Source organism: Streptomyces lanatus, assembly GCF_014655715.1.
Classification (GTDB): Bacteria; Actinomycetota; Actinomycetes; order Streptomycetales; family Streptomycetaceae; genus Streptomyces; species Streptomyces lanatus.
The window spans coordinates 535,751-552,953 of record NZ_BNBM01000004.1; the positions used below are offsets into that span (position 1 = coordinate 535,751).

At 71.2% G+C, this 17,203-nt stretch carries 17 protein-coding genes; 7 read left to right on the forward strand and 10 right to left on the reverse strand.

The annotated features are described in order from the left end of the window. Positions 1-68: 68 nt before the first annotated feature. Positions 69-659: a PAS domain-containing protein gene (locus tag IE325_RS14365; RefSeq protein WP_190070359.1), complete on the forward strand. Its 591-nt coding sequence runs from the start codon at positions 69-71 to the stop codon at positions 657-659. Here IE325_RS14365 and IE325_RS14370 read toward each other — a convergent pair. Further along, positions 599-1,504: a DUF3626 domain-containing protein gene (locus IE325_RS14370; protein ID WP_190070228.1), complete on the reverse strand. Its 906-nt coding sequence runs from the start codon at positions 1,502-1,504 to the stop codon at positions 599-601. The two genes, IE325_RS14365 and IE325_RS14370, sit on opposite strands and share 61 nt — an antisense overlap. 100 nt (positions 1,505-1,604) lie before the next feature. Here IE325_RS14370 and IE325_RS14375 point away from each other — a divergent pair, with 100 nt between their 5' ends. Further along, positions 1,605-2,099, forward strand: a complete 495-nt coding sequence (locus tag IE325_RS14375; RefSeq protein ID WP_190070229.1) for an FBP domain-containing protein — start codon at positions 1,605-1,607, stop codon at positions 2,097-2,099. On the opposite strand, the gene IE325_RS14380 is transcribed toward IE325_RS14375, so the two are convergent. Next, positions 2,096-3,427 (reverse strand): erythromycin esterase family protein, encoded by a 1,332-nt coding sequence (locus tag IE325_RS14380; protein WP_190070230.1) that lies wholly within the window; start codon positions 3,425-3,427, stop codon positions 2,096-2,098. The two genes, IE325_RS14375 and IE325_RS14380, sit on opposite strands and share 4 nt — an antisense overlap. Positions 3,428-3,706: 279 nt before the next feature. On the opposite strand from IE325_RS14380, the gene IE325_RS14385 reads away from it, so the two are divergent. From IE325_RS14385 to IE325_RS14395, 3 genes are all read left to right on the forward strand, one after another. Then, positions 3,707-4,960, forward strand: a complete 1,254-nt coding sequence (locus IE325_RS14385) for an FUSC family protein (RefSeq protein ID WP_190070231.1) — start codon at positions 3,707-3,709, stop codon at positions 4,958-4,960. Between the two features lie 28 nt (positions 4,961-4,988). Beyond that, complete coding sequence (locus tag IE325_RS14390; protein ID WP_190070232.1) at positions 4,989-6,047, forward strand: hypothetical protein; 1,059 nt, start codon at positions 4,989-4,991, stop codon at positions 6,045-6,047. Between the two features lie 150 nt (positions 6,048-6,197). After that, positions 6,198-7,412, forward strand: a complete 1,215-nt coding sequence (locus tag IE325_RS14395; RefSeq protein WP_190070233.1) for a lactonase family protein — start codon at positions 6,198-6,200, stop codon at positions 7,410-7,412. Here IE325_RS14395 and IE325_RS14400 read toward each other — a convergent pair. Both IE325_RS14400 and IE325_RS14405 read right to left on the reverse strand, forming a co-directional pair. Further along, on the reverse strand, positions 7,380-8,105 hold the full coding sequence (locus IE325_RS14400; RefSeq protein ID WP_190070360.1) for a DUF2470 domain-containing protein: 726 nt from the start codon (positions 8,103-8,105) through the stop codon (positions 7,380-7,382). The genes IE325_RS14395 and IE325_RS14400 overlap by 33 nt on opposite strands. Positions 8,106-8,212: 107 nt before the next feature. Then, complete coding sequence (locus tag IE325_RS14405) at positions 8,213-8,821, reverse strand: TetR/AcrR family transcriptional regulator (RefSeq protein ID WP_190070234.1); 609 nt, start codon at positions 8,819-8,821, stop codon at positions 8,213-8,215. 107 nt (positions 8,822-8,928) lie between these two features. Here IE325_RS14405 and IE325_RS14410 point away from each other — a divergent pair, with 107 nt between their 5' ends. After that, positions 8,929-10,434, forward strand: coding sequence for a cytochrome P450 (locus IE325_RS14410; protein ID WP_190070235.1), 1,506 nt, complete (start codon positions 8,929-8,931; stop codon positions 10,432-10,434). On the opposite strand, the gene IE325_RS14415 is transcribed toward IE325_RS14410, so the two are convergent. Further along, complete coding sequence (locus IE325_RS14415; RefSeq protein WP_190070236.1) at positions 10,396-11,226, reverse strand: pentapeptide repeat-containing protein; 831 nt, start codon at positions 11,224-11,226, stop codon at positions 10,396-10,398. The two genes, IE325_RS14410 and IE325_RS14415, sit on opposite strands and share 39 nt — an antisense overlap. A gap of 160 nt (positions 11,227-11,386) precedes the next feature. Here IE325_RS14415 and IE325_RS14420 point away from each other — a divergent pair, with 160 nt between their 5' ends. After that, complete coding sequence (locus IE325_RS14420; RefSeq protein ID WP_190070237.1) at positions 11,387-11,587, forward strand: DUF5999 family protein; 201 nt, start codon at positions 11,387-11,389, stop codon at positions 11,585-11,587. 1 nt (position 11,588) lies between these two features. Here the strand turns inward: IE325_RS14420 and IE325_RS14425 are convergent, their stop codons facing one another. The 5 genes from IE325_RS14425 to IE325_RS14445 all read right to left on the reverse strand — a co-directional run bounded on the left by IE325_RS14425 (position 11,589) and on the right by IE325_RS14445 (position 17,198). Further along, on the reverse strand, positions 11,589-12,482 hold the full coding sequence (locus tag IE325_RS14425) for a sigma-70 family RNA polymerase sigma factor (protein WP_190070238.1): 894 nt from the start codon (positions 12,480-12,482) through the stop codon (positions 11,589-11,591). Then, entirely contained in the window at positions 12,479-13,222 is a 744-nt protein-coding gene (locus IE325_RS14430) for a PIG-L deacetylase family protein (protein WP_190070239.1), read from the reverse strand. Before IE325_RS14430 ends, IE325_RS14425 begins: the two co-directional genes overlap by 4 nt. 28 nt (positions 13,223-13,250) lie before the next feature. Further along, positions 13,251-14,552 carry an alpha/beta fold hydrolase gene (locus IE325_RS14435; RefSeq protein WP_190070361.1) on the reverse strand — a complete coding sequence of 434 codons (1,302 nt, stop codon included), beginning with the start codon at positions 14,550-14,552 and terminating at the stop codon, positions 13,251-13,253. Positions 14,553-14,653: 101 nt separating this feature from the next. Continuing rightward, positions 14,654-15,679, reverse strand: coding sequence for a LacI family DNA-binding transcriptional regulator (locus IE325_RS14440; RefSeq protein WP_190070240.1), 1,026 nt, complete (start codon positions 15,677-15,679; stop codon positions 14,654-14,656). 88 nt (positions 15,680-15,767) lie between these two features. Then, positions 15,768-17,198, reverse strand: a complete 1,431-nt coding sequence (locus IE325_RS14445; protein ID WP_190070241.1) for a BNR repeat-containing protein — start codon at positions 17,196-17,198, stop codon at positions 15,768-15,770. Positions 17,199-17,203 lie beyond the last annotated feature (5 nt).

Genomic DNA, 17,203 nt, shown 5'->3' on the forward strand with positions numbered 1-17,203 from the left:
CCGAGTCACCGGAGGTGCCCGTGGACTGGACCCACCAGGAGGCGGTGGTCTGGCGCAACCGCGCCCTGATGCTCTTCGACCGCGTCGCGGTGCCGGTCGCGGTCTGCGATGTGTACGGCGCGGTCCAGCTGGCCAATCCGGCGATGGCCACGGAGTGCGGTACGACGCCGGGGCGGCTGCGCGGCCGGGACGTACTGGAGCTGTTCCGGCCGCAGGAGGCGACCCAGGTCGAGCGGATCGCCGAGGCACTGCGGCTGAGACATCGCTCGCGCTACCAGGTGTCGGTGCGCTGGCAGGCTCCCGGCGGTGTGGGGCGGTACGGGGAGCTGACGGCGGACCCGGTCAGCGACACCGTGGAGGAGACGCCGGCGCTGCTGGTGATGCTCCGCGTCCTGGGCGAACGCGAGTCGGCCACCGAGACGCCGCCCGAGCAGGTCACACCGATCGAGGCCCGCATCCTGGCGCTGCTCGCCGGGGGCGCCACGACGGCGCAGGCCGCGCGCGAGACCGACCTCACGGTGGACGGCGTGAACTATCACCTGCGGCGCCTGTCGGCACGGTGGGGCGCGGCGAACCGTACGGAGCTGGTGGCCCGCGCCTATGCGCTGGGGGTGCTCATGGCGGGGGTGTGGCCACCGGTGCCGGCGGCCCCGGCGTAGGCGGTCCCGGCTCCTTCGGGTGCGCCGAAGCGGGCCAGGGTGTGCCACACCATCTTCAGGTCCTGGAGGTCGTGGTGTCCGGTGCGGGCGGCGTCCCCGATCACACGTGGGTCGAGGCGTCCGCCGTCGGCGATCCGGGCGCCCAGTTCGACGTACTCCTGCCCCCGGTAGTCCGCGTGGCGGCGCAGGTCGGGCACGGTGAGCCGGTAGCCGGGGTGCCACTCCACCGGGCAGGGCAGCAGGCATGCCGCGGCCTCGACGGGGGTGCCTCGATAGCAGGCGTCCAGGACGACGGCCTCCACATCGCGGCTGAGCAGGACTCCCCCGTGGACCTGGGCCTCGATGTAGTCGTTGAGGGCGTCCTGTTCGTCTGCGTCGGCTTCGGCGAGCTCGACGAGGTGCATGCCGGCGGCGACTCCGAAGTCGGTCGGTTCGGCCGCGCTGTCGGGGTAGCAGAAGGTGGCACGGGCGAGCGCGGTGGCGGTCAGCCGCAGGTGGGAGGAGCCGAACCTCGGGGCGGCGCCGGCCACTTGGCGCCGGAAGTTCAGCGCACCGTATACGGGCCGTTCGTGTCCGGGCGCATCGTCGTAGACGCCGCCGAAGATCCGGCTCTCCCACCGCCAGCGGTCACCACCGGGGTGTGCGGTGAGCCCGCCGTTGCTGGTGCCGGTGACGAACTGCGAGTGATAGGTGCCGTCCTCGGCCAGGGCTCGCAGGATCGGCACTCCGCGTACCAGCCGGTCCGGATGGAAGTTGAGGGTGATGCGCGCATCCGGGTCGGCGGCCGGTCCGCTGGACGAGGCCGCGACATGCCGCAATGCCGCCCGCCCCCGAGCTGATCCCATATCGCCGAAATTCACTGGCTCCCCTTCATCCGCCCGGCCTACCCTAGCCTTGAACCTAGAGCCCCTAGGTTTTGCCGATCGAACATCCCAGGAGCCCTCCATGAGGTCACTCACCGAGCAGGACATCCGCAACTCATTTATCAACTGCTCGAAAGGGGAGGCCAAGCGGCTGTCCCTCCCCCGCGATCTCGGCGAACGCCCCTGGGACGACCTCGACTTCCTCGGCTGGCGGGATCCAGGCGCGCCCGATCGCAGCTATCTGGTGGTCGAGCGGGACGGGCGCCCTGTCGGCGTCACCCTCCGTTTCCCGTCCTCGCAGCGCGGGTTCCTGCACCGCAGCATGTGCTCCCTGTGTCTGACGACCCATCCGGGCGGCGGTGTCTCGTTGATGACGGCGCGGAAGGCGGGCGTGGCGGGGAGGGAAGGCAACTCCGTCGGGCTGTACATGTGCACCGATCTGGCGTGTTCGCTGTATGTCCGTGGGAAGAAGGTCCCGGAGTCGGGGGGCCGGTTCGAGGAGAGTCTGACGATGGAGGAGCAGATCGCCCGGGCCACGGGCAATCTGTCCGCCTTCCTCGACAAGTTGTACGTCTAGTCGCGCAGCCTCGCCGCCTCCACCTGGTGGAGATGGATCAGGACGTCGTAGCTGCGGGCGAGGGCGATGTCGTGCGGGCCGTCCGGGTAGGCCGTGCCGATTCCGCGCGTCGGCCGGGCCTTCCGCAGCCACGCGTCGGCCGGCGCCCCGACGGTCCGCAGGTCGAGCATGAAGTCACGGTGCCGCACCCGGTCGAGGACCTGCTCGTTGGTGCCCGGGCCCGCCGGTCCCAGCGTCCAGCGGCGGATGGTGTCGTCCTCCCAGCCGGTGGCGTTGAACGAACCCCGGTCGAAGCTCAGCCCGACGCTCACATAGCCCGCGCCGAGCCGCTCGCGCAGGAACGCGCCCTGCACCTTCGGGTTCTCGGCGGGGTCCTCCGGCACATAACCGACATGGTTGTTGTGCCCCGACAGCAGCAACTTGGTACCGGTGTGCCGCTGCCACCACACCACGTTGGCCGCCATCGCCCCGTCCCGGTAGCGCATCGCTTCGGCGACCTGGGCGGGGTCCTCGACGTCGAACGCGTACTGCCGTGCGGTCTGGTCGATGACCGTCGCCTGCTGGAGCGCCCGGTCCCGTGCCGCGCGGTCGCCGCCGGGCGCCGTGTGCCGGAGCAGTCGCAGCGCCTCGCCCGTCCGTGCCGCCCGCTCCTTGCGTTCGGCGTACGGCAGCGCCAGGTACTGCTCGATGTACGCCCCGGTCTGGACCGTGGGCCGCAGCCCTCGGTACAACTCGGCGAGCCGGGTGCTCAGCTCGGGGTGGGCCGTGGCGGCGTAGTCCTCGACAGTGTCGTACACCTCGGGCCCGGTCCAGGCGATGTCGTCGCCGATGAAGCGGACGGGGTCGCCGGGGTGGCGGATGTTGTACGCCCGCATCCACTCGACGAGCCGCTGATAGTCGGTGTTGTTCCACCACAGGTAGTCCCGCTGGAACTCCTCGCGCATGATGCGCCGGAGGTCGCCCTTGCCGTACCGGACATAGTCGTCGAGGCGTTGGCCGGTGCTCCAGGGAGCCTCCAGCGCGAAGGTGCGGAAGCCCTTCTCCTCGACGAGGTGGCGGAAGACGCGGGCCTTGAGGGCGAAGAACTCGTGCGAGCTGTGGGTGGCCTCGCCCAGGCCGACCACGTCGGCGTCGCCGATCATGCGGTCCAGGGGGCGCAGATCACGGGTGTCGCCGCCGGGTTCGACGGTGCGCAGCGGGTGGGCGGCGCGGTCGAGCGCCTCGCCGACCGTGGTGGGGGGCTGGGCCGCCGTGGCCGGGATGCCGGTCGTCAGGGCGGCGAGGATGATGAACAGGGTCAGCAGTAATCCGGTCCGATGCCGTGTCATCATCCAAGGCTTGCGCTCCGGGCGGAACGGGGGCCATCCGGCGGTCCTCCGTCCCTGGCTGCGGACAGCTCCGGGGTGACGGCGGGGGTTTTCCCGAGTCCCGCTGGCCGCTGCCGGTACCGGACCCGGTCGGCCGCCTGTCCGGCGCGGGTGTCGACGATCACCAGCCCAGCCCCTTGCCGTACCACGGCCGTGGCGATCAATCTGGGGTTCCTTGCGGACTGTTACGTTCCGCAAGCACTGGGTGGGAAGCATCGGTGGAAAGGGAACAGCCCGAGGATGCGAGAGGCACGTGAGGGGAGGGTGTCCCTGGAGCGGCTCGGGAAGCTGCGCCGGGACCCCGTGGTGGTCCAGACGCTGCGGTCGGCGGCCGCGGCGACGATCGCGTACGTCATCGCGCTGCGCCTGAGCCCGGAGGCGGCGCCGCTGACCGCTCCGCTGACGGCGCTGCTGGTCGTCCAGGTCACCTTCTACGCCACCCTCACCAACGGCATCCGCCGGGTGAACTCGGTGGTGGCGGGCGTCCTGGTGGCCATCGCCTTCAGCCTCCTGGTCGGACTGACCTGGTGGAGCCTCGCCCTGCTGATCGTGGCGTCGCTGGCGGTCGGTCATCTGGTGCGGGTGAACGAGTACGTCCCCGAGGTGGCGATCAGCGCGATGCTGGTCCTCGGGGTCACCACCGTCGGGGACACGGCGTGGGCGCGGGTGCTGGAGACGCTGATCGGCGCCGTGGTGGGGCTGGGCTTCAATCTGCTGCTGGCGCCGCCGGTGTGGGTGGAGGAGGCCGGTGAGTCGATGGAGGCACTGGCCCGTCGGCTACGGCAGTTGATGCTGCGCATCGGTGAGGAGGCGGCGGGGCGGCAGCCCGTCGAGCAGGCGGCGGCACGGCTGCACGAGGCGCGCCGGCTCGACCACGACATCGTGGAGGTGGACGCCGACCTCCGGCAGGCCGAGGACAGCCTGCGGCTCAATCCGCGCGTACGCGACAGCCTGCTGCACCGCGTGGTGCTGCGCACCGGACTGGACACGCTGGAGATCTGCACGGTCGTACTGCGGGTGCTGGCGCGCACCCTCACCGATCTCGCCAAGCAGCGTGAGCCGGAGCCGCTGTTCGAGAAGGAGACCGGCGCTGTCGTGGAGCAGTTGCTGTCGGAGATCGCCGACGCGGTGGTCAGCTTCTCGGTGCTGGTCACCACGCATGTCAGCAGCAACGCAGAGTCCGCGGAGTCCCGGCTGTCGGCGGAGCTGCGCACGGCGGCCGGCACCCGCGACAAACTCGCCGTGCTGCTGCGCGAGGAGGCCGAGCGCGAGGACCGGGACTGGCAGTTGCTGGGTGCGGTGCTGACCGAGGTGAACCGCATCATCGACGAGCTCGACACCGAGCACCGCTCACAGCGACTGCTGGAGGAACTCGACCGGGTGTCGCAGGAGCAGCGGGTACGGATCCCGCGCCTGAACCGGATCCGCGAGCGCATGGGCGTACAGGAGCAGCTGTGGCGGAACCGTACGGGGATGGGCGGGCGTTCTCGGTAGGGAGCACACGGAGCGAGGGAGCGGGCCGATGGCCGAGGCGACGGTACGGATCGACGGGGGCACGCTGCGGCTGCCGGGCGGGGTGGCGGTGCGGTTCATCCGTACGCTGCGGCTGCCCGAGCAGGGCACGCATCCGCTGCCGCCGGGGCTCGGTGAGTTCCCGGTCCGTCGGGTGGCGGACTATCCGGACACCGTGCCGGAGGCGTGGCGGAAGCGCGGCGGGGTGATGCTGCCGGTGTATCTGCGCGAGGCCATGTGGCTGAGCTTCGCCGGTTCGACCGAGCCGGCCGCGCTCCAGGTCGGCGTGGGCAAGGTGTGCGCGGTCTCGGGCAAGCCGTGGAGCGAGAAGCTGTCGCGCAAGCCGCAGAACTATGTCGTGCTGCCCCGCCAGCCCTGGCTGGACGGCATCAACTCCGGGAAGGGCACGGTCCGCCAGTTCGTGGCTGTGCCGCTGGGCCTGGGCGCGACCGTCGAGGGCCAGGTCACCGGCGAGGAGGTCTGGGGCGGTGTCCAGCTGCAGTCCTTCGCGCTGAAGGAGCCCCTGCTGGCCGCGTGGCGCGAGCAGGAGCGGCTCCGGGCGGAGCGGGCGCGGGCGATGCCGCAGTTCGGCGGCTACGGCGCCGCGATGCCCATGGCCGCGCCGCCCGCCCCGGGCGGGGTCCCGGCACCCGCCGCCGCTCCCGCGGGCCGGGCTCCCCGGGCCGCCGCGGCGATGGGCCTGGGCGTCGGAGGCTCGATGCGCCAGGAGGTCTACGAGGACGACCGGCCGCTCTCCGACTGGGCCGAGCGTCCCGGCGGCCGGGTCTTCGTCCATCTGGTGACGCCCCCGGAGTGGCGCCGTATCACCGGCGAGGCTCCCCCGCCGTCACCGGTGGACCGGGCCGCGTACACGCGCGCGGGGCTGCCCTGGTTCGACTACTACGACCAGGACGCCGAGGATCTCGCGCCCACCGACACGCTGGGGGCGGTGCAGCCGGTCGGCGAGTGGCTCGGCGACGACCATGAGCCGTGGCAGGCACCGACGCCGGGCCAGGTGAAGCCGCTCAAGGACGCGCCGGGCAAGGCGGTGGAGGACGGGGACTGGTAGGCAGCCCGAGGTAAGCAGCCCCCATCCATTGCACCCCGCGCAACGGGCGTTGCTTGTCTTGCGCTCGGTGGGTGATCCACGCCAAGGTTGCTGTCGCGACCACGGACGCGACCACAGCGACCGATGACCCCGACGACCTGAGGTGTGGACATGGGCAGTGGTGGGCTGAGCAGGCGCCGATTCGTCGGAACCCTCGCGGGAACGGCCGCCGGAGCGACACTCCCGGCGGCCACGGGGTGCGACGACGCGCCCGCACCCACGGACACGGCGGACGTCTCCGAGGCGAGCAGCCCCGAGGCCCGTCCCAGCGCACAGACCGAGAGCCGTGAGCCGTCCGGCCCGCGCCCCCTCTACCTCGGCACCTACACCTCCGTCGAGGGCGGCGGCAAGGGCATCGGCATCGCCACCTACGACCCCACCACCGGCCGTATCACCGGCACAGGCACCATCACGGACGTCCCCGACCCGTCGTATCTGGCGCTGCACCCGAACCGCCGGACCCTGTACGCGGTCAACGAGCGCGAGGACGGTGCCGTGACCGCCGTACGCCTGGCCGACCGCAAGGTCCTGGGGAGCCGCAGCACCGGAGGCGCCGCGCCCTGCCATCTGTCGGTGCATCCGAGCGGGCGCTGGCTGCTGAGCGCCAACTACGGCACGGGCAGCGTGGCCGTGCACCCCATCGACGGCGCGGGCGCGATCGGCGAGCGCACCGATCTGGTCACGCACTCCAGTCCGACGCCCGGTCCGGGCCAGGAGGGCCCGCACGCCCACCAGTTCCTCACCAGCCCCGACGGCGGCCATGTGCTCGCCGTCGACCTGGGCACGGACACCGTGTACACCTATCGCCTCGACCAGAAGGCGGGCACGCTCAGCGAGGTCGCGCGGGCGCAGACGAAGCCGGGTGCGGGCCCGCGCCATCTCACCTTCCACCCGGGCGGCCGGTACGCCTATCTGGCCAACGAGGTCGACAACAGCGTCGCGGTGTGCGCGTACGACCCCGGTACGGGCCGGCTGACCATCGGCGAGGAGCAGGACACGGGCACAGGTTCGGGCACCAGCTATCCCGCGCAGATCGTGGTGACGCCGAACGGCCGCTACGCCTATCTCGCCAACCGGGGCCACAACAGCCTCGCGCGCTATGCCATCGAATCGGACGGCTCCCGGCTCAGGCTGCTGGACACGGTTCCGGTGTCCGGGGACTTCCCGCGGCAGATCGCCCTCTCTCCGGACGGCACGCTGCTGTTCGCGGCGAACCAGCGCTCCAGCACGGTGAGCGTCTTCCATGTCGACGAGGACAGTGGTGAACTGCGGCTCGCGGGCGAGCCGTTCGCCTCACCTGTCGCCGTCTGTGCGCTGCCGCTGTAGGGCGCGCGGGCAGGAGGCGGCGCTGGCCTGGGACAGCAGGATGTGCATGCGCTCGGTGAGCTGGGCGACGTCGTCGGCGGGCCGGTGGAAGGGCAGGCGTACGTCGCCGTGGGAGCGGGCGCGCTCGATGCGCAGGGTGAGTCCGTGCCGGTCGACGGCGAGCGGCTGGACGCGGACGGCGCCGTGCAGGCTGTCGGAGTCGACGAGCCGGGTGAGGCGCTCGACGGCGTCCGGGTGGCAGTCGGCGAGATGGGTGAGCAGCCGGGCCTCGGCGGTGGCCAGCGGGTCGGGCTCGGCGGTGGCGAACTCCTCCAGGTCGACGGCCAGGGCGCCGGACGGCTGCCGCAGCACCACGCGGGTCGGCCGGAAGGCGAGTTTGCCGTCCTCGGGGGTGAACCAGCCGGACATCCACAGCCGGGTGCGGATCCGCCTGCGTACGGGCACGGGGGCGACGTCGGCGAACTCAAGGACGGCGGAGGGCTCGCCGCGGGGCGCGCAGATCGCCGCCGTGACGAGCACGCTGTCCTCCGGCACCTCCAGCAGGACGCGCCCGTCGTCGGTCACGGTGTGCGCGCCGACGAGCTCCTCGCGGCAGTTCTCCGCGGTCACTCCGCAGGACCACGCGCCGGCGAGCACCGACCGGGCACGTTCAGCGGCGGACGGCGCGGCCGCCCAGGTTTGGCTGTCGCCCATGCTGTCACCCATCCCAGATCTCCTTAGGTAAGCCTTGCCTAACCTACCGAAGATCGGGGTGCACGCCAACCAGCACGTCCGACGCCGTGCGATCTCTTTGCGAAAGTTCAGCGCGCGATGACGCCCAGCAGGGCGTGGGCACACAGGTCACGTACCTGCTCGCGGGTGAGTTCCGCGCCCCTCAGCCACTCCAGGCACACGGCGGTCGTGAACGCCAGCCAGCCCCGTACGGCGAGCCGGACGTCGGCGCGCTCCTCGAAGACCGGGCCGAATTCGGGGTCCGCCGCCATCGCCGCGAGGATCTGCTTCTCCTGTGCGGCCAGGGCGCGTTGATACACCTTGCGCACGGCCTGGTCGCCGGCGGCGTCGGCGCGATGGAAGGCGCGGTAGCCGTGGGCGTGTTCCTGGACGTACTCCAGGAACACATCGAGGCCGGCGCCGAGCTGTTCACGCACCGGGACGCCGGGCACGGCGGCCGTCATCCGCAGCATGCGCTCGCTCTCCCGCGCCACGACGGCCGCGAAGAAGTCCCGCTTGGTCGGGAAGTAGTGGTAGAGCAGCCCGCGTGAGACACCGGCGATCTCGGCGACCTGCTCGATCCACACCTCGTCGTACGGACTCTCCGAGAACAGCCGCGCCCCGACCGCGAGGAGCTGCTCACGGCGCTCCTCGGTACTGAGCCGGCGCCGTGTGCGCTCACCCTGGTTCGCGGCCATGCCCGCACTTTACTTGACGTGGATTCAACAGCGGGATCAGACTGAGCGCGTTATTGAACCCATGTACAACACGCTCAATCTGCCCCTGTGGCAAGGGAGATCGCGTCATGACGGACACGTCGACGGCAGCCGGGCTGCCGAAGGGATTCCGCAGCGCCGAGCAGGGCTGGCCGCAGTTGCGGCGCATACCCCGACCCCCGTACCGGCTCCCGCTGCTCGGCGACGTACTGGGCGCGAGCCGCACCAAGCCGCTGCAGGACTCCCTGCGCCATGCCCGCCGGCTCGGGCCGATCTTCCGACGCCGGGTCTTCAACCGGGAGATCGTGTTCCTGTGGGGCGCCGCCCTGGCGGCCGACATGGCCGACGAGTCACGGTTCGCCAAGCACGTGGGGCTCGGCGTCGCCAACCTGCGTCCTGTCGTCGGGGACGGACTGTTCACCGCGTACAACCACGAGCCCAACTGGCAGCTCGCGCACGACGTCCTGGCCCCGGGATTCAGCCGGGAGGCCATGGCGGGCTACCACCCGATGATGCTCAACGTGGCGGACCGGCTGATGGACCACTGGGACCGCGAGATGGCGGCGGGCCGCACGGTGGACGTGCCCGGTGACATGACCAAACTGACCCTGGAGACGATCGCACGCACCGGATTCGGCCACGACTTCGGCTCCTTCGAGCGGTCCCGGCCGCACCCCTTCGTGACGGCGATGGTGGGCACCCTCACCTACGCGCAGCGGCTCAACGCGGTGCCGTCGCCGCTCCTGCTACGGCAGGCCGCGCGCCGCAACGCGACCGACATCGCGTATCTCAACCACACGGTCGACGACCTGGTCCGCGCCCGCACGGCCGGCGGGCCGGGCGACGGCGACCTGCTGGACCGGATGCTTCAGACGGCCCATCCGGAGACGGGCGAGCTGCTGTCGCCGGAGAACGTCCGCCGCCAGGTGATCACCTTCCTGGTCGCCGGGCACGAGACGACATCCGGCGCGCTCTCCTTCGCCCTGCACTACCTCTCCCGGCACCCCGAGATCGCCGCCCGCGCCCGCGCCGAGGTCGACCAGGTCTGGGGCGACACGGCGATGCCGGGCTACGACCAGGTGGCCAAGCTGCGCTACCTCCGCCGGGTCCTGGACGAGTCGCAGCGGCTGTGGCCGACGGTGCCGGCCTTCACCCGGGAGGCCCGCGAGGACACGCTGCTCGCCGGGGAACATCCGATGCGGCGGGGTGCCTGGGCCCTCGTACTCACGGCGATGCTGCACCGCGACCCCGAAGTCTGGGGCCCGGACGCCGAGCGGTTCGATCCGGACCGGTTCGAACCGAAGGCCGTACGGTCGCGTCCGGCGCACACCTTCAAGCCGTTCGGGACGGGGGCGCGGGCGTGCATCGGGCGCCAGTTCGCGCTGCACGAGGCCACGTTGGTGCTGGGGCTGCTGCTGCGCCGGTACGAGTTCCGCAGCGACCCGGCGTATCGGCTGCGGGTGACGGAGCGGCTGACGATGATGCCGGAGGGGTTGCGGCTGGGGCTGGAGCGGCGTGTCGGCACTGTGCAGGGACCCGTCGTGGAGGAGCCGCCCTCAGACCTCCGCTGTCCAGTGCACGGGTCGGCTGACTGACCCGGGCAGCCGGGTGCCCGCGCTGCCGCGTGCCGCGTTCAGCTGGGGCTGGGTCAGGAAGAAGGCGCCGGTCAGATCGGCGTCCGTGAGGTCGGTGTCGCGCAGGTCGGCGCCGATGAGGTCCGCTCCGCGCAGGTCGGCGCCGGTCAGGTCGGCCGCTATGAGGTAGGCGCCGCGCAAGTTGGCGCCGCTCAGATCGGCGCCCTTGAGACGGGCGCCCATCAGGTCCGCGCCACGCCGGTTCTTCTTCCGGCCGCGTACACCCGCCCGTGCCAGCTCGCTGGTCTTCAGCAGCAGGACGTTGACCTGCTGGCGATGCGCGGCGACATCCAGGGTGGCGAGTTCCTCGGGGGTGCGGCGGGTGAGTGCGTCGGTCGCGTCCAGGAGTTCGCGCAGCTCGGGGTGCAGGGGGCTCGCAGCGGGCAGGGTGAGCGCCTCGGTCAGGTACCAGAGCAGTTCGTGGAGCTGGCGGACGACCGGGAAGACGTCGAACATCCGCCGCGCGCGCTCGCGGTCGCCGGTGCGCCAGTCCTCCCCGGCGAAGGTGACCTGCGAGACCTTCTGTCCGGCGCCGAAGCAGTCGTAGACGGTGCAGCCGCTGTAGCCGCTCTGCCGGAGCCGGGCGTGGATGCCGCAGCGGTGGTCGTCCTGGAGGTTCCGGCAGGGCGTCCCCGCGGCCTTGTCCTGCGCGAAGTCCGCAGAGGCGGTGAAGGGCAGCGCGACACAGCACAGCCCGAAGCAGTTCGCGCAGTCTCCGCGCAGGTCGGTGAGGTCGCCGGGGTGATCTTGCATGACATCAGCCTAATGTCCGGCCCGCGACCGAACCTCACCGATGAATTTCCGGCGGTGTGGGGGTCCTCTCATACAACGGAAAACAAGCTCGGCTATCACTGAGACAGCAGCCGACGAAAGCAGGAGCACCACCGCATCGAGGAATCCCAGGAGACAGGCCATGTGCACCCACCAGCCCACGTGCCCCACCGCCGACAGCCCCGAGCGCCACGACGCCATGATCGTGTCGGCCCACCCCGAACAGGGCTGGAGCCTGCTGTGCAACGGCATCGTCGTCTTCGACGACACCGGTGAGCTTCTCCCGGACGGGCGGGTGGTCCGCCCGCACCGCGCCGTCGGACCATTGGCCGTGGCCGCCTGACTCAGCCTTCGAGGTCCGGCAGATCCAGGGCGGCCAGCCGCTCGGGGTCGGCCAGGATGTACATCCCGGTGATCCGGCCGTCCGCGATGGTGACGCCCAGTACCGACTGCGGCCGTCCTTCGGGGGCGCTGAGGAACCCGATCGAGCCGTTGACCGACACGAGCCGGATGTACTGCGCGAACCGCCGGAACAGCATGGCCTGTTCGGCCACCGGCCGCGCTCCGCGCACCAGCTTGGACGCCGCCGCGCCGCTGATCAGCGGTCCGGAGTCGACCCGCAGCACGATGTCGGGGTCGAGGACCGCCAGCAGCGCCTCGAAGTCGCCCGCGCGGGAGGCGGCCATGAAGGCGTCAAGGACCTGCCGCTGTCTGCCGAGGTCCGGCTCGGAGGACGGCGTGGCACCCTTCACCCGCCGCCGGGCACGGCTGGCGAGCTGCCGGGTGGCGGCCGAGGAGCGCTCCACGATCGGCGCGATGTCGTCGAAGGGCACCGCGAACATGTCGTGCAGCACGAACGCGATCCGCTCGGCCGGTTCCAGCGTCTCCAGCACGACCAGCAGGGCCAGGCCCACGGAGTCGGCCTGGAGGACCTCCTGCTCCGGGTCGATCTGCGACAGGGGCCGGATCACGGGGTCCGGGACGAAGGTGTCGTCCAGCGGCTCCTCATGGCGCCGGGTGCGTGAGCGGAGCAGGTCCAGACAGACCCGGCCGACGACCGTGGTCAGCCACCCGCCGAGGTTGTCGATGCCGTCCGCGTCACTGCGGCTCAGCTTCAGCCACGCCTCCTGGACGGCGTCGTCCGCCTCGGCCAGCGAGCCGAGCATGCGGTAGGCGACCGCCTTGAGACGCCCGCGGTACTCCTCGAAGCGGTCCGCCAGCAGATCGGTGTCACTCACCGGCCGAACACTTCGAACGCCACGGCCGGCTTCCCGCCGAACCGCTCCCCCGTCCTCTCGGCGTTCGCGGTGAGGAAGCCGCGGACGTACGTCTCCGGGTCCTCGTCCGTCAACACCTCGATGTAGGTGCGGTGTTCGAGCAGCGAGTGCACCGCCCGCTCAAGACCCGCCGTCGCGTCCACCGCGTGCGTGGGCGAGCCGGAACCGGCCACCGCGACCCAGCGGACGCCGTTCCAGGGTTCGAGTCCCTGCTCGATGAGCTCGGGGAAGATCCAGCGGTTGCCCGCGTCACCGGCCGCGTCCAGCGTGGCGCGGCCGACCGCGACATGGTCCGGGGTGTTCCAGGCGACGCCGCCCCAGGTGTCGCGGTGGTTGAGCGTGATCACCAGTTCGGGCCGGTGCCTGCGGATCGCGGCGGCGATGTCACGGCGCAGGGCGGTGCCGTACTCGATCACGCCGTCCTTGTGGTCGAGGAAGTCCACCTCCGACACCCCCACCACCGCGGCGCTGGCCCGCTGCTCGCGCTCCCGCAGCGGGCCGCACTCGGCCGGGTCCAGGGTGTCTATGCCGGCTTCGCCGCGGGTCGCCAGGACATAGGCGACCTCGCGACCGCCGTCCGTCCAGGCGGCGATCGCCGCCGAGCAGCCGTACTCGAGGTCGTCCGGGTGCGCGACGACAGCGAGCGCGCGCTGCCAGTCGTCGGGCATGGGCTTCAGCTGAGTGATCGTCGGCTCGGCCATGCCCGCACCCTAACGCGTCACACTGACATCACGCTTCGTCACGGGTGAGCGCGAGCAGCCGGTCCAGGACGCGGGTTCCGCCGGCCCGCACACCGTCGTGCTCGAACTCGTCGGTGACCCAGGTCCGCAGGCCGCGGATGGCGCGGGCGGTGGCGAGGGAGTGCGCGGTGTCGACGTACATGTCGTCGTGGTAGACGGCCGCCGCGACCGGCACTTCGTTGGCGGCGAGGCGCGCCGGGTCGTACAGGGGTGTCCAGTCGGCGCGGGCGGCGAGGAGGTCGGCGGTCTCGCGCAGCGGGCGCAGGGCGGGGTCGCAGTCGAACATCCAGGGGTGGATCGATTCGCCGGTGAACTGCAGCGGCCCGTCCCCCGCGAGGGTCTTGGCGGCGTCGAACTGCGGGAACTCGGCGCGCACCCGCTCGGCGGCCCAGGCGGTGGCGCGGGCGTCCTGGCCGTAGATCGCCTCGTGGACGAGGGCGTAGAGCGGGTGTCCCGCGTACGACAGCAGGCCCTGGACGTCCTCCTGGAAGGCGTCCGAGAGGGCGGGGCCCTGCGGGGTGCGGACGAAGGCGTTCTCCAGGAGGTAGTGCAGCCGGTGGCTGCCCTCGCTGCCGCCGAGGACGATGCCGAGGGACTGGAAGGCCTCCGCGGTGAGGCGGTAGCCGTTGGGCAGGACGACCTCGTTCGCGATGAGGTGGTCGGCGATACGGCGGGCCCGCTCGACGTCCTGCGGGTAGCGGGCGTAGTGCGCGGCGACCTTGCGCTCGATGCGCGGGTAGGCCGCGCGGTAGACGTCGTCGGCGTGTGCGTCGAGCGAGGGCAGGCCGCCGGTGATGATCGCGGCGGTCAGGCCCTCGGGTGCGAGGGAGAGATAACTGACCGTGCAGAAGCCGCCGAAGCTCTGTCCGAGCACGGTCCACGGGGCGCCGCCGGTCACCTCACGGCGGATCGCCTCGCAGTCGCGGACGATGGAGTCGGCGCGGAAGTGCGTGAGGTAGTCGGCCTGCGCCGACGGGCCGCCGCGCAGCGGAAGGGTCTGACGGTTGGCGGGTGTGGAGTGGCCGGTGCCGCGCTGGTCGAGGAGCAGGACGCGGAACTCCTTCAGGGCGCGGCCGAGCCAGGCGCCCTTGCCGACGAAGCGGTTGGCCCCGAAGCCGGGGCCGCCCTGGAGGTAGACCAGCCACGGCAGTTCCTGGTGCGCCTTGTCGGTGGCGACGACCTCACGGGCGTAGAGCTCGATCGTCTCCCCGGTCGGGTCGGCGTGGTCGAGGGGCACGGTGAAGTGGCGGTCGGTGAGGACGACGCCGGGCTGGCGGTAGCTGACGGTCAACAGGGCTCCCGGGACGGAGGGTTTTCGGGCCGCGTCCCAGTTCAGCACATGTTCGTCCACCGACCGAGCCCCGGGATCATGAAATCGTACTGAATGGCGGATCAGCGCGACGACAGGCTGGAGCGTCGGACCACCAGTTCGGGCTGGAGGACGACCCGCCGGTGCTCGTGCCGTTTCCCGCCGGTCTCGGCCTCCGTCTCCTCGAGGAGCATCTCCGCGGCGAGCGTGCCCATGGTGACGGCGGGCTGCCGTACGGAGGTGAGGGGGACGGCCGCGGCGGCGGCGAACTCGATGTCGTCGTAGCCGACGATCGCGAGGTCGTCGGGGACGCCGACGCCCGCCGCGTACATGGCCTGGAGGACGCCGAGGGCGAGCAGGTCGTTGGCGCAGAAGACGGCGGTGGGGCGCTCGGCGAGGCCGAGCAGCCGGGCGCCGGCGTCGCGGCCCGCGGCGACGTCGAGCCGCTCGGTGGGCAGTTCGCGCAGGGAGTCGGGGCCGAGGCCGGCCTCCTTCAGCGCGTTCAGGGCGCCGGTGCGGCGGTCGCGGACCTGGTTGAGGCCGGGCGGGCCGCTGACGTAGGCGATGGAGCGGTGCCCGGCGTCGACGAGGTGGCGCACGGCGAGGGCGCCGCCCGCGACGTCGTCGACGGAGACCGAGCATTCGGTGGTGCCCTCGGCGACCCGGTCGACGAGGACGAAGGGGATGTTGTGCCGGCGGAACGTCTCGATGTTGCGGCCGGTGGCGTCGGCCGGGGTGAGCAGGACGCCCCGTACCCGCTGCTCGGCGAAGAGCGACAGGTAGTCGGCCTCCTCGCTGGCGCTCTGTGCGCTGTTGCAGACCATCACGCCGAGCCCGGCGTCGCGGGCGGTGCGCTCGGCGCCGCGTGCCACGTCGACGAAGAAGGGGTTGCCCATGTCGAGGACGAGCAGGCCCATGATCCGGCTGCGGCCCGCCCGCAGCTGGCGGGCGGACTCGCTGCGGACATAGCCCAGCCGGTCTATCGCGGACTGCACCCGCGCCCGGGTCTCGGTGGCGACCGAGTCCGGACGGTTGATGACGTTCGAAACCGTGCCTACGGAGACTCCGGCGGCGCGGGCGACGTCCTTGATACCCACCGACTGGGTCATCGGGCAGGGACCTCCAGGAAGACAGAAAAAGACGCGGGCGGCGGGAAGGGGCTTCACATTACCGTCAAGCCGCCCACAACGGCTGCGATCAGGCAGGCAGGCGGAAGTTGAGGTTGCGCAGCGCCGAGGGCGTCGTACCGCTGGACTTCTCCTGGTACATGATCGACAGGAAGTTGTCCTGCCCGACGCGGGTCTCGTCGATGACGACCTCACCGAACGCGTTCAGCCCGGCGGTGACACCGTCGTAGAGGACCGTCCAGTCCGTGTAGCCGGAGGCCTTGGAGGCGCCGGCGATCCGGCAGAACGGGAAGATCGCGTACGCGTTGTCGTACTTGTCCAGGATCAGCTTGGTGCGCTGGCTGGAGTTCAGCGGCACCGGGATCTCGGTCTTCTGCCAGGTGCCGGAGGCGTTCTTGCGCACATGGAAGGCGCGGCCGTTCGCCGTGCGGTCGGCGACGTAGTTCGTGGTGCACTGCCCGAACCGGCCGGGAACGTAGCTGATGATCGCGTGCGGCAGACCGGCGGAGTCGGTGAACTGGCTCTCCTGGTTCATCAGGGAGTGGTCCGGGTTGATGGCGTCGATCACCAGCCCGCTGTCGGTGACGGCGACCTTGTCGGAGCCGCCGGTGGTGCCGACGACGGTGCCGGCGTTGTTGCGCCAGGTGCGGCCGCGGTCGTCGGAGTAGACGTAGCCGGTGTCGTGGTTGGTGATGCCGCCGCCGTTGCACATCACGGCACCGTTCTGCTCACGCCAGGTGAAGAAGGAATGCAGTCGGCCATTACGGTCGTAGTCGATGCCGTGCAGGTACATGTTGCGGGCGGTGGAGGAGCCGTGCTCGCTGGTGTACGTCCCCGTGGAGCTGGACCACTCCCCCAGGTTGGTCCAGGTCGAACCGTCGTACTCGGCAAGGGCGTTGCGGCCGTTGCCGGAGATGGCGACCCGGTAGCTGAGCTGGAGCTTGCCGTCCGGGGTGGAGATGAACTGCGGGTAGGTGAACTGCGAGGTGAGGGCGAGGCCGTCCATGGTCGACTGGGGTGCGCCGAAGCGGCTCGCGGTCCAGCTCAGACCGGCCGGGTTGTCGACTAGTCCGGCGACCGACTTGACGTAGGTGAAGCCGTCGCTGTGGGAGTCCATGTTGAGGTGAATGCGGCCATCCACCTTCGAGATCCCCATGGAGATCACGTTGTGGGAGTCGTTCGCCTTGAGCATGTGGCCGACCTTGACGGTGGACCAGGTGGTGGAGCCAAGGGCGCGGCGGGCGATGACGGCGTTGCGGTCGGCGGTGTACCAGACGGCGTACTGGTAGCCCTTGTAGGTCAGCAGGCCGTTCTTCTGGAAGGCGTTGTTGTTGACCAGGCCGTCGTACGACACGAAGAAGATGGCCTGGGTGTCGAGCGTGGTGGTGCCGGTCAGGGTGACGGACGGGCCCGGGTCGGCGGCGCGGGCGATGCCGGAGGTGAGGGCGGGGGTCATGACGGCTCCGGCGAGTGCGGCACCCAGCAGCGTGCGTCTCTTCATCTCGG

Bases quoted from the DNA above. Each gene is read 5' to 3' on its own strand.
- IE325_RS14410 (WP_190070235.1), top strand. From the start codon at position 8,929: ATGACGGACACGTCGACGGCAGCCGGGCTGCCGAAGGGATTCCGCAGC.
- IE325_RS14380 (WP_190070230.1), bottom strand. From the start codon at position 3,427: ATGACACGGCATCGGACCGGATTACTGCTGACCCTGTTCATCATCCTC.
- IE325_RS14415 (WP_190070236.1), bottom strand. From the start codon at position 11,226: ATGCAAGATCACCCCGGCGACCTCACCGACCTGCGCGGAGACTGCGCG.
- IE325_RS14445 (WP_190070241.1), bottom strand. From the start codon at position 17,198: ATGAAGAGACGCACGCTGCTGGGTGCCGCACTCGCCGGAGCCGTCATG.
- IE325_RS14370 (WP_190070228.1), bottom strand. From the start codon at position 1,504: ATGGGATCAGCTCGGGGGCGGGCGGCATTGCGGCATGTCGCGGCCTCG.
- IE325_RS14365 (WP_190070359.1), top strand. From the start codon at position 69: ATGCTCTTCGACCGCGTCGCGGTGCCGGTCGCGGTCTGCGATGTGTAC.
- IE325_RS14395 (WP_190070233.1), top strand. From the start codon at position 6,198: ATGGGCAGTGGTGGGCTGAGCAGGCGCCGATTCGTCGGAACCCTCGCG.
- IE325_RS14430 (WP_190070239.1), bottom strand. From the start codon at position 13,222: ATGGCCGAGCCGACGATCACTCAGCTGAAGCCCATGCCCGACGACTGG.
- IE325_RS14375 (WP_190070229.1), top strand. From the start codon at position 1,605: ATGAGGTCACTCACCGAGCAGGACATCCGCAACTCATTTATCAACTGC.
- IE325_RS14405 (WP_190070234.1), bottom strand. From the start codon at position 8,821: ATGGCCGCGAACCAGGGTGAGCGCACACGGCGCCGGCTCAGTACCGAG.
- IE325_RS14440 (WP_190070240.1), bottom strand. From the start codon at position 15,679: ATGACCCAGTCGGTGGGTATCAAGGACGTCGCCCGCGCCGCCGGAGTC.
- IE325_RS14420 (WP_190070237.1), top strand. From the start codon at position 11,387: ATGTGCACCCACCAGCCCACGTGCCCCACCGCCGACAGCCCCGAGCGC.
- IE325_RS14390 (WP_190070232.1), top strand. From the start codon at position 4,989: ATGGCCGAGGCGACGGTACGGATCGACGGGGGCACGCTGCGGCTGCCG.
- IE325_RS14385 (WP_190070231.1), top strand. From the start codon at position 3,707: ATGCGAGAGGCACGTGAGGGGAGGGTGTCCCTGGAGCGGCTCGGGAAG.
- IE325_RS14400 (WP_190070360.1), bottom strand. From the start codon at position 8,105: ATGGGCGACAGCCAAACCTGGGCGGCCGCGCCGTCCGCCGCTGAACGT.